At 40.5% G+C, this 11,136-nt stretch carries 9 protein-coding genes and 1 pseudogene; 9 read left to right on the top strand and 1 reads right to left on the bottom strand.

Annotated elements, in window-relative coordinates:
• Positions 1–126 (top strand): annotated as a pseudogene (locus BACFIN_RS22180) (IS256 family transposase); the annotation flags it as partial.
• Between the two features lie 200 nt (positions 127–326).
• On the opposite strand, the gene BACFIN_RS00435 reads toward BACFIN_RS22180, so the two are convergent.
• On the bottom strand, positions 327–4,742 hold the full coding sequence (locus BACFIN_RS00435; protein ID WP_007758240.1) for a translocation/assembly module TamB domain-containing protein: 4,416 nt from the start codon (positions 4,740–4,742) through the stop codon (positions 327–329).
• A gap of 201 nt (positions 4,743–4,943) precedes the next feature.
• Between BACFIN_RS00435 and tsaD the strand changes: the two genes are divergently transcribed.
• The 8 genes from tsaD (at position 4,944) to BACFIN_RS00470 (ending at position 11,006) form a co-directional block, all read left to right on the top strand.
• The gene (gene tsaD, locus BACFIN_RS00440; protein WP_007758239.1) at positions 4,944–5,963 is read left to right on the top strand and encodes a tRNA (adenosine(37)-N6)-threonylcarbamoyltransferase complex transferase subunit TsaD; all 1,020 of its coding nucleotides are present in this window, start codon (positions 4,944–4,946) and stop codon (positions 5,961–5,963) included.
• 373 nt (positions 5,964–6,336) lie between these two features.
• Positions 6,337–7,569 carry a competence/damage-inducible protein A gene (locus BACFIN_RS00445; protein ID WP_007758237.1) on the top strand — a complete coding sequence of 411 codons (1,233 nt, stop codon included), beginning with the start codon at positions 6,337–6,339 and terminating at the stop codon, positions 7,567–7,569.
• Positions 7,570–7,691: 122 nt separating this feature from the next.
• Entirely contained in the window at positions 7,692–7,952 is a 261-nt protein-coding gene (gene rpmB / locus BACFIN_RS00450) for a 50S ribosomal protein L28 (protein ID WP_004295983.1), read from the top strand.
• Between the two features lie 21 nt (positions 7,953–7,973).
• Positions 7,974–8,162: a 50S ribosomal protein L33 gene (gene rpmG / locus BACFIN_RS00455; protein ID WP_002560155.1), complete on the top strand. Its 189-nt coding sequence runs from the start codon at positions 7,974–7,976 to the stop codon at positions 8,160–8,162.
• Between the two features lie 16 nt (positions 8,163–8,178).
• Positions 8,179–8,337, top strand: coding sequence for a DUF4295 domain-containing protein (locus tag BACFIN_RS22170; RefSeq protein ID WP_007758236.1), 159 nt, complete (start codon positions 8,179–8,181; stop codon positions 8,335–8,337).
• Between the two features lie 136 nt (positions 8,338–8,473).
• Positions 8,474–9,436, top strand: coding sequence for a signal recognition particle-docking protein FtsY (gene ftsY / locus BACFIN_RS00460; protein WP_032839993.1), 963 nt, complete (start codon positions 8,474–8,476; stop codon positions 9,434–9,436).
• Entirely contained in the window at positions 9,433–10,737 is a 1,305-nt protein-coding gene (gene rimO / locus BACFIN_RS00465) for a 30S ribosomal protein S12 methylthiotransferase RimO (protein WP_007758234.1), read from the top strand. The genes ftsY and rimO overlap by 4 nt, the downstream gene beginning before the upstream one ends.
• On the top strand, positions 10,734–11,006 hold the full coding sequence (locus BACFIN_RS00470) for an HU family DNA-binding protein (RefSeq protein WP_007758232.1): 273 nt from the start codon (positions 10,734–10,736) through the stop codon (positions 11,004–11,006). Before rimO ends, BACFIN_RS00470 begins: the two co-directional genes overlap by 4 nt.
• Positions 11,007–11,136: the final 130 nt, after the last annotated feature.

Genomic DNA, 11,136 nt, shown 5'->3' with positions numbered 1-11,136 from the left:
CTTGAGAAACTGGTTTATCTTGCATACCGTAATATACGGAAGAAGTGGACTATGCCACTGGCCAATTGGGCTACAATCTCACAGCAACTGGCCATAAAATTTGGAGAACGGTTTAAATTATTGTAATTTTACGCTCGTCGGGACAGGTGGTCCCGCCCCTTGGCGCTGGCCGTTCCCCGACCGACGAGTTTTTAGAAAAAAAATAATGCGTGACACAGTTTATTTTATAGTGCCTAAAATAAGCGATGATAAAGCCTACAGGACTCTGTCATCGCTTAATTTCTATCTATATGTATTTAAAGTGATAGATTATAGATATTTGTATGTCATTTTGTTATAATACTATCCGTCGGTTGCTGCCCGTCCTTTTCCGATTTCTCCCTTTCCCGTTTATTACGTATTTTCCATTTATTCCAGAAAAACAGGTCGCTCCACTTATTAAAATCCTTCTTATACATAATTCCCACCCCTTGTGTGGTTAGATTTGTTTTTGTATAATAACGGTCATTCGTTTCATTGTATGCCTTCAAACGAATATCCCCTGAACGATTAATCAGCCATTCTGCTTCAAAATCACCGACAAAATTCGTATTCGCCATCGGGTTATCCCGATAACCAAAATTTCCATTAATCAATAACCGGTTATTCAGCAACTGTCCAGAAAGAATACCCTCCACTTCCATATCTGTCCAACCTTTGTCTCCTGTACTCAAATTCGTTCCGATATTCCAGTTATTCGTCTCAAAAACCTGCGACAGCGCATTGTTCAACTGACCGGACAGAGTGGAGGATAGCACCGATGACATGACATTCGAGTTCTGATTATTATTACGAGCGTCTTCCGTATAGAACTTACCAATTCCCAACAAATAAAGAATCTGCATATTCATCTGCTCTTCAGTGCTGATATAATTGCGTACCAATGTCTGTACCTCATCTCTTTCATTCGGAAGTTCGATACCCAATTTGATAGTAGGACGCACCAGCATACCACTTAAATTCATTATACAATTAACCCGCACATTGGGCTGCTGTATAATGGACGAAGCATCCGGCATCAAATCATTTAATGAAGCCGAATTTACGGTATAAGAAGCCTGTATATCCATATTTGCATCCAAAGGCGCACCATTGAAAGTAATTGTACTTCCATCTTTAATCAAAAAGTCCTTGCGGATCACTTCTTGCAAACTGAATTTATACACTCCCTGATTGATCCGGTAGTTACCGAACATCTTGACATCTCCTTTATTATAAAATTCCGTCCGGATATTTCCCGTTCCTTTTCCACTGATATAATCTCCGGCAACCGGGTCCATAATAATCCGCATAGTGGCATCGGGAGTTGCATCCACCAAAATATTCAACCGGATATCCGTTTTTTGTTCTTCTGTCTCTGCTTGACGTTTTTGTTGTATCTGATCATAATAAGAGATAATTTGAACAGAATCCTGAATAGTCCGACGTGGCGTTTTATCTACAAATTTAATAAACTGGTTACTGGTAGCCGACGCTACACTACCATTAATATAGGTAAAGGTCGTATTCCTATTCGTTGTCATGGCCGCATTCACTTCCAGCCCTTGTGCAGCATTGCCGGACAACATTACATTTCCGGTTCCATATACAGTTCCATAGAAAGGCATATCCGCCGATTCTTTCGTATTCATCACAAGCATATTATCAGCCTGTATCTCGAAACGATAATTCAGATTCTTAAAATGTTCATAATGCAGATATCCGTTTAATTTTCCCGTATGTCCCTCCATATCGGAAATATGTATATTATTGAATGTCAATCCACCAGGAGCCAGATGAATGGTATCTTTGATGGCAAAGTGGGTATTCAGAATATCAAAGTTCATAGATGCATCTGTCATTACTGCACCATCCAGATTCAATCCCTTGAACTTGCCATAAAAATGCACCTTACCTGTTCCGCGTCCTTTTATATCATTAGCGATGCTTCTCATATAATGTTCGAGGAACTTCAAATTCAATTCATTCGCTTCAATATTCAAATCAAGTCCGCTCTCCGGTTTCAACGGATAAATAATACCCGTGACGTGCGAAGGAGAAGGAGCAATATCCTGGATAAACGCATCCAACCGGATTCCTCTATTCTCATTGTCCCATTCACCATATATATCCAAATCTCCCAATCGTCCCTGATTGAGAGAGAAATTCTTTATAAACAAACGAGTATTCATGACAGGTTTCTTCAACACACCGCACGCGTATGCCGTTCCCGTAGCATCTCCCTCAAAATTTACATCATCCGATATATTGGCAATATCAAACACATATCCCATATTGATATCCTTCAAGTCAACCTTGACCGAGTCTTCGGGATTGTCAGACAGACGTCCGTTGATACGTACATAACGGTCTTGATGGCTGAAATAGAAATTGTTCACATCCACCTTTCCCGAATCCACTACCACTTGCGAAGGATGTATTTTCCAAAGCGTATCATTCAATATTACATCAGTAGGCTTCACGTCTACCGTTGCCTTTAAGAGCGGTTTTTCTCCTTCCGTACGGAGAAACTTAGCTACAGCCGCCAACTGTCCGCTATACGTTACAGCCGCATTATTACCCCAATTCAAGGTTGTACTGACATTATCATCTTTGGCTTGCGCATCCAAAGAAAGATTAACCGCTCCTTTCTTTTTCAGATTGGTCATACGAACTAACGCACGAATATGATCCGCTGGATTCTCACAAAGAACCATACCCGATTCTATAAAGTTATTCTTATATTGCAAACGGGGAAAATACCCCTCTACACGCAGACGCTGCAAAGGATCGTTGAAATATCCTTTCAAAGTAGAATGGGTATATATTGTCAATGGAATATCAAAGATGGTAGATAGAATATCCGTATTATAGATATGTATATCAAACTGAAAATTATTATGCGTTTCAAATTCTTTTTTAGGCGGCAATATCAGAGACGGAATATATTTCCGCATAATATTAAGAATGCTGGCGGGCAAGGTGTGGTATTGGAATTTCCCTTCTACATCAGCCGTCAGAAACTCAGAAGTCAGCTTCAATTGGTTTTCGTCATTTTTCTTTGTAGCCCGAATATTCATGTTCTTCATGAAATACTCTTTATCCGGAGCCGTAAATTCCAAACTATCGACATTGATTTCTCCAATCATCTCTTCTATGGAACCACCTGTGAAGTTGGCCCTTAATTTCAACGAAAACTCCGCATCCGCATATTTAGTAGTAAGATTAAGATCATGCGGACGCACCTTGTGTACTACCGCCAGAAAATTGAAGGTAGGAACTTTGGAAGTGACATTGACATCCCCGTTCAGATAGACGGAACCATTCGGATCGTCCAATGCTACCTTACCGTTAAATCCACCCCGCTTATATTCTCCGTCCAGCGTGATATTTTCATACCTGTATCTACTATAATCTATTGAAGCAATCAGGCCTTTCAGTTCTACAGTTGGGCGCTGATTTGTGATATGCCGTCCATGCACATCCAGATTGAAAGTTATTTCTCCCAACTGTTCATTAGCTAATAGTTCCCCCAGCTTGAAGTCCGTTGTTTTCACCGCACCGGAGTAAGCGAACAGCCCTTTGCTCTTATCCGCACTTAACTTTAAGTCGGTTTTCACATCTCCCAGACTTGTACGCAACTGACCGTACGTTACCAAGTCTGTGAAATATCCGGAAATTTCTCCGCGAAAACTAATATTTCCCAAACGTTCGAGAATGGGAGGAACTCCATTATAATCCGGATTCAAGTTACGTACTAAAAAGCCTACCCCGCGGGTATTGGCCGAAAGTTCGGAAAGAGTACCATACACATACGCATCCTGCGGATGTGATAAATCCTGTAACGAGACATCCCCTCTAAGACGGAATTGCTGTTCCTCCGACACAATCTCCAAATGCGAACAGTTCAACTGGTCTACAGTTCCTTTTACTTCCATGTCCAACGTTATCGGTTCCTTGAAATGAGAAAGAACCGGCACAAAAGGAGAGATGTCCTTTAATGTAATCTGCGACGGTAACGTGCGGAAAGAGAAATGCACTTCCTCCGCAAAATGCTCGAATGCTTGTAAACTGTCATACACCAAGTGGATAGTATCCATTTTTAAAGAAGTCTCGGGCAGTTCAATAGCAAAATTATCAATGCTTGTCTGTTTATTGTTGGCTACCAGCTTCAAGCTCATTTTCTTCAAAGAAAATCCGGACATCTTCTCATCAAGGCTCAATCGCTTGATTCCCAAATTGACCGAATCTTTGCTCAATGCTTTCAAAGATATATTGGCTATAATATTCTGAAGTTGGATATGCTTGGCATTAAATTTTCCCGGAGTCTCTTCTTCCGAAAGTACATGATAAGACATTCTTCCACGACGAATCAATATTGAATTGATACGCAAATCAAGCGAACTCTCTTTCTTTACAGTGTCTTTGGAAGCAAAAGCATCCAGAACAAATTTAAAGTTAGGAGGAGTATCCGGTGTTTCCTTGCGAAGATTAATATTGAAACCGAAAAGCTGTACACTACTGATAGAAATCTTTCCCTTAAAAAAAGGCACAATGTCGAACTTGGCAGACAAACGGGTGACTTTCAACATTTCCTGTCCACTTTGGTCATCAAGCAATACATCATCAATGATAATACGGTTCAATAATCCCATATTGATTCTGCCGATTACCACTTTCGTCTTCAACACTTCGGAAAGTTCATCGGCGACAAACGCACTCATCGCTTGCTGAACATTTGGTATGTTCAGCAAAACAATAGTTCCGATATATACTCCCAGTACAATACCAACTACCCAGCGTACAGTCTTTTTCAGCGTTCTGATAAGCGATTACTTTTATTTTGCGAACAAAAATATAAAATAGTTCGTTATGAATCGTAGTTTTATGATTACTTTTGCACCGTTTAATAGTTTAAATAACTTATGAGTGCAATAATATTAGGAATTGAGTCCTCCTGTGATGATACGTCGGCAGCCGTTATCAAGGATGGTTATCTGCTGTCAAATGTGGTAGCAAGTCAAGCCGTACACGAAGCATACGGCGGCGTAGTACCCGAATTGGCTTCACGGGCACACCAGCAAAATATCGTACCGGTAGTACATGAAGCGTTGAAACGTGCCGGAGTCACTAAGGAAGAGTTGAGTGCAGTAGCTTTTACACGTGGTCCCGGATTAATGGGGTCCTTACTTGTCGGAGTCTCTTTCGCTAAAGGATTCGCTCGTTCTCTCGGGATTCCTATGATTGATGTTAATCATCTGACAGGTCATGTTTTAGCTCATTTTATTAAAGCTGAAGGAGAAGAAAATAAACAGCCACAATTTCCATTCCTTTGCCTCTTAGTGTCCGGAGGAAATTCGCAGATTATATTGGTAAAGGCCTATAATGACATGGAGATTCTCGGTCAGACAATTGACGACGCCGCAGGTGAAGCAATCGATAAATGTTCAAAAGTTATGGGATTAGGATATCCGGGCGGCCCCATTATCGATAAGCTGGCACGCCAGGGAAATCCGAAAGCATATACATTCAGCAAACCTCATATTCCGGGATTGGATTATAGTTTCAGTGGACTGAAAACTTCATTTTTATATTCATTGCGCGACTGGATGAAGGAAGATCCTGATTTTATCGAACACCATAAAGTGGATCTGGCAGCTTCATTGGAAGCAACGGTAGTAGATATCCTTATGGATAAACTGCGAAAAGCTGCGAAAGAGTATAAGATAAAAGAGGTGGCTGTAGCAGGAGGAGTTTCTGCAAATAACGGATTGCGTAATGCTTTCCGGGAACATGCGGAAAAGTATGGCTGGAATATCTTTATACCTAAATTCAGCTATACCACTGACAACGCGGCTATGATTGCCATTACCGGATATTTCAAATATCTGGATAAAGATTTCTGCTCTATTGAGCTTCCGGCTTATTCTCGTGTCACCCTATAAAGTTATTTTTCTATTGTCACTTTTCCGTCTAATCATTTGTATGATAGCTGCTTAACAGGTGATAATAGGAGTGACAATAGGTGATAACAGTGACAATTGATGATGAAATAGGTGACAATAACCGTGTTTTTGCATCGGAATAACGGCATATAAGCATTGGGATACGGTAACTTTTGCCGTTTGTCTTGATAGAATTAGGAGAATATGACGGCAGCATTAATAGGTTTCCTCTATTCTATTTCTTTGTTTCACATACACGAAACATAAAGTCCACGTACGTGGAACGAGAGAAAGAAGCAGGAAGAATAGCTTAATGAAGTAGGGATATTCTTATAATATAATAGGTATATATAATAAATAAAGCAGGAGAAATATGTTTGCCGAGCTTATAACCATTGGTGATGAACTGCTGATAGGGCAGGTTGTCGATACAAATTCCGCCTGGATGGGGCGGGAGTTAAATAATATAGGAATTGAAGTCCTTCGCATCGTATCGGTTCGCGATAGAGAAGAAGAGATCCTGGAAGCGATTGATAATGCGATGAAAAGGGTAAATATTGTTTTAGTAACCGGAGGACTGGGCCCTACTAAAGATGATATTACCAAACAAACACTTTGTAAGTACTTCAATACTGAACTGATATTCAGCGAAGAAGTCTTCGAAAACGTGAAACGGGTATTGGCCGGTAAAATACCAATGAATAAACTGAATAAAGGTCAGGCAATGGTTCCGAAGAACTGTACGGTAATCAACAACCCGGTAGGAAGTGCTTCTGTGAGCTGGTTCGAGAGAGACGGCAAAGTACTTGTATCTATGCCGGGAGTACCACAGGAAATGACTACCGTAATGGCTGAAAGCGTATTACCCAAACTGCATGAGAGGTTTCAAACAGATGTCATTATGCATCAGACTTTCTTAGTACAACATTACCCCGAATCCGTGTTGGCAGAGAAATTAGAAGCTTGGGAGGTCGCCTTACCGGATTGCATCAAACTGGCATATCTGCCCAAACTGGGAATTATCCGTATGAGATTGACCGGACGCGGACATGACAGGAAAGAAGTGGAAACTCTTCTGAACCGTGAGAAAGCAAAATTGGAAACAATATTGGGCGAAGACATTTTCAGCGAAGAAGACACCCCATTGGAAGTCATCATCGGGGAGTTACTGAAAAAGAGGAAATTAACCGTATCCACCGCAGAAAGTTGCACAGGTGGAAGCATTGCGGAGCGACTGACATCTATCGCTGGAAGTTCGGAATATTTTAAAGGTAGCATAGTGGCTTATTCCAATGAAGTGAAGAAGGACCTTTTGTACGTGTCTTCCGAGACATTGGAAAAGTATGGAGCCGTTAGTGAAGAAACGGTGATTGAAATGGTAAAAGGTGCGATGAAAGCATTGAAAACTGACTGCGCTGTCGCCACATCGGGAATAGCCGGACCGGGAGGAGGCACTCCGGAGAAACCTGTGGGGACTGTATGGATAGCTGCTGGTTATAAAAACGAAATTCGGACATACAAGCAGGAAACAAATCGCGGAAGAGCCATGAATATTGAAAGAGCCGGCAATAATGCGTTGCTAATGCTCCGAGATTTACTCAAATAAAGAAAAATAGCTGCTTATAAGTGAATTATTTTAAGAAATTCTTGTTTTATACGGATAAAAGTACTTACTTTGCGTCCTGTTTGAAATAAGTATAGATATAAAACTATAAAAATAAGATAGAAATGTCGAAGATTTGTCAAATTACCGGAAAGAAAGCCATGATTGGCAACAATGTTTCACACTCAAAGAGAAGAACTAAAAGAACCTTTGATTTGAACTTGTTTAACAAAAAGTTCTACTATGTAGAACAAGATTGTTGGATCAGCCTTAGCATTTGCGCTAATGGGCTGCGTATTATCAACAAAAAAGGACTGGACGCTGCGCTGACCGAAGCTGTGGCTAAAGGTTATTGTGATTGGAAAAGCATTAAAGTAATCGGCTAAATGTAGAGGAGAAAACTTACAATGGCAAAGAAAGCAAAAGGTAACAGAGTACAGGTGATTCTGGAATGTACAGAACACAAAGACAGTGGAATGCCGGGAACATCTCGTTATATCACAACTAAGAACAGAAAGAATACTACAGAAAGACTTGAGTTGAAGAAATACAACCCGATTCTGAAAAGAGTAACAGTACACAAAGAAATTAAATAATAAAGAAGTATAACCCATGGCAAAGAAAACAGTAGCAAGTTTGCACGATGGTTCTAAAGAAGGTCGTGCTTATACCAAGGTTATCAAAATGGTAAAATCTCCGAAAACCGGAGCATACGTTTTTGATGAACAAATGGTTCCGAACGAAAAAGTACAAGACTTTTTCAAAAAATAATCGAGATAGCATACACGCTATAAATTCAAAATCCTCTCATTGATAACAATGAGGGGATTTTTTATTGCTTCTTTTTTTACTTTTCCAATCCTTTGTTATATCTTTGTAGCATAATGTATCATACAAACATCTATAAATATGGGATTTTTTTAGTTTTTTTTCCAAGGAAAAGAAGGAAACTTTAGATAAAGGATTATCTAAAACCAAAGAGAGTGTCTTTAGTAAGATAGCTCGTGCCGTAGCTGGTAAATCAAAGGTGGATGACGAAGTGTTGGATAATCTGGAAGAAGTGCTGATTACATCTGACGTAGGTGTGGAAACCACTTTAAATATAATTAAGCGCATAGAAAAACGTGCAGCGGAAGATAAATATGTGAATACCCAAGAGCTGAATCATATATTACGCGATGAAATAGCCGCTTTATTGACTGAGAACAACTCGGGAGATATAGCTGATTTTGATGTAGCTATTGATAAGAAACCATACGTGATTATGGTTGTGGGAGTGAATGGAGTAGGCAAGACCACAACAATTGGCAAATTGGCTTATCAGTTCAAAAAAGCAGGCAAGTCCGTTTACTTGGGAGCTGCCGACACATTCCGTGCTGCCGCAGTAGAACAGCTTATGATATGGGGAGAACGAGTAGGTGTGCCTGTCATTAAGCAAAAAATGGGTGCCGACCCTGCATCGGTGGCGTACGATACACTTAGTTCTGCGGTTGCCAACAATGCGGATATTGTAATTATTGATACTGCCGGACGTCTTCACAACAAAGTCGGTTTGATGAACGAGCTGACAAAGATAAAGAATGTGATGCGAAAAGTAGTGCCCGATGCTCCTAATGAGGTTCTATTGGTATTGGACGGTTCTACAGGTCAGAATGCTTTTGAACAGGCAAAACAGTTCACTCTTGCAACGGAAGTGACAGCAATGGCCATTACAAAACTGGATGGTACAGCGAAGGGAGGAGTTGTAATCGGCATATCAGATCAATTCAAGATTCCCGTTAAATATATCGGATTAGGTGAAGGCATAGAAGACTTACAGGTATTCCGTAAGAATGAGTTTGTAGATTCTTTGTTTGGAGAGAATGCATGAAAAAAAGAAGAATTGATATAATCACTTTGGGATGTTCTAAAAATCTGGTAGACTCGGAACAATTGATACGTCAATTGGAAGAAGTCGGATACAGTGTGACTCATGATACGGAAAATCCGCAAGGTGAAATAGCTGTTATTAATACATGCGGTTTTATCGGTGACGCAAAAGAGGAATCTATCAATATGATTCTGGAATTTGCCGAAAGGAAAGAAGAAGGTGATTTGAAAAAGCTTTTCGTAATGGGTTGCCTTTCCGAACGTTACCTTAAAGAATTGGCAATCGAGATACCGCAGGTAGATAAGTTCTATGGCAAGTTCAATTGGAAGGAATTGTTGCAGGATTTAGGACAGACGTATCATGATGAATTATATATCGAACGGACATTAACGACTCCCCGACATTATGCTTATCTGAAGATATCAGAAGGGTGTGACCGGAAATGTTCCTATTGTGCTATTCCTATCATCACAGGGCGTCACATATCCAAACCGATTGATGAAATTCTTGATGAGGTCCGGTATCTGGTATCTCAAGGCGTAAAAGAGTTTCAAGTGATCGCACAGGAGCTGACTTATTATGGGGTCGATCTATATAAGAAACAAATGCTTCCGGAACTAATTGAACGTATCTCCGACATTCCGGGTGTAGAGTGGATCCGCCTTCATTACGCCTATCCTGCGCATTTTCCTACTGATTTGTTCCGAGTTATGCGTGAACGCGACAATGTATGCAAATATATGGACATCGCCCTCCAGCACATCAGTGACAAGATGTTGAGATTAATGCGACGTCAAGTCACTAAGGAGGATACTTATAAACTGATTGAGCAATTCCGTAAAGAAGTGCCGGGCATTCACCTGCGGACAACTTTAATGGTGGGACATCCGGGAGAGACAGAAGAGGACTTTGAAGAACTGAAAGAGTTTGTACGCAAAGTGCGTTTTGACCGAATGGGAGCTTTTGCCTATTCCGAAGAGGAGGGAACTTATGCTGCGGAAGCGTACGAAGACTCTATCCCGCAAGAAGTTAAACAAGCCAGACTTGATGAGCTGATGGATATCCAGCAAGGAATCTCAGCTGAATTGAGCGCCGCTAAAATCGGAAAACAAATGAAAATTATCATTGACCGGTTGGAGGGGGATTATTATATCGGACGAACAGAATTCGACTCACCGGAGGTGGATCCGGAGGTTCTGATTAATAGTTCTGAAAAAGAGCTTGAGATTGGGCAGTTCTATCAGGTGGAAGTGATAGATGCGGACGATTTTGATTTATATGCAAAGGTTATAAATGTATGAATAATAAGGAATTTACATCCGAGCTAGCGGAAAGACTAGGATATACCATCAAAGATACTTCTGAATTAATCAATTCTTTGTTGGCTAGCATGACGCAAGAGTTGGAAGAAGGCAACATGATTGCGGTACAGGGATTCGGTTCTTTTGAAGTAAAGAAAAAGGCGGAACGCATTTCCATAAATCCGGCAAGCAAACAGCGTATGTTGGTGCCCCCAAAACTGGTATTATCTTATAGACCTAGTAATACATTGAAAGATAAGTTTAAATAAATATATTCCCCGTTATGAATGAAAGACTAACAATTCAAGATCTTACTGACTTATTGGCAGCAAAACATAGCATGACCAAAAAGGATGCTGAGGCGTTCGTAAAGGAGTTTTTCTTTTGTATAGAACACGG

Source organism: Bacteroides finegoldii DSM 17565 (genome assembly GCF_000156195.1).
Lineage (GTDB): Bacteria > Bacteroidota > Bacteroidia > Bacteroidales > Bacteroidaceae > Bacteroides > Bacteroides finegoldii.
This window is presented reverse-complemented; position numbering and strand designations above follow the sequence as displayed.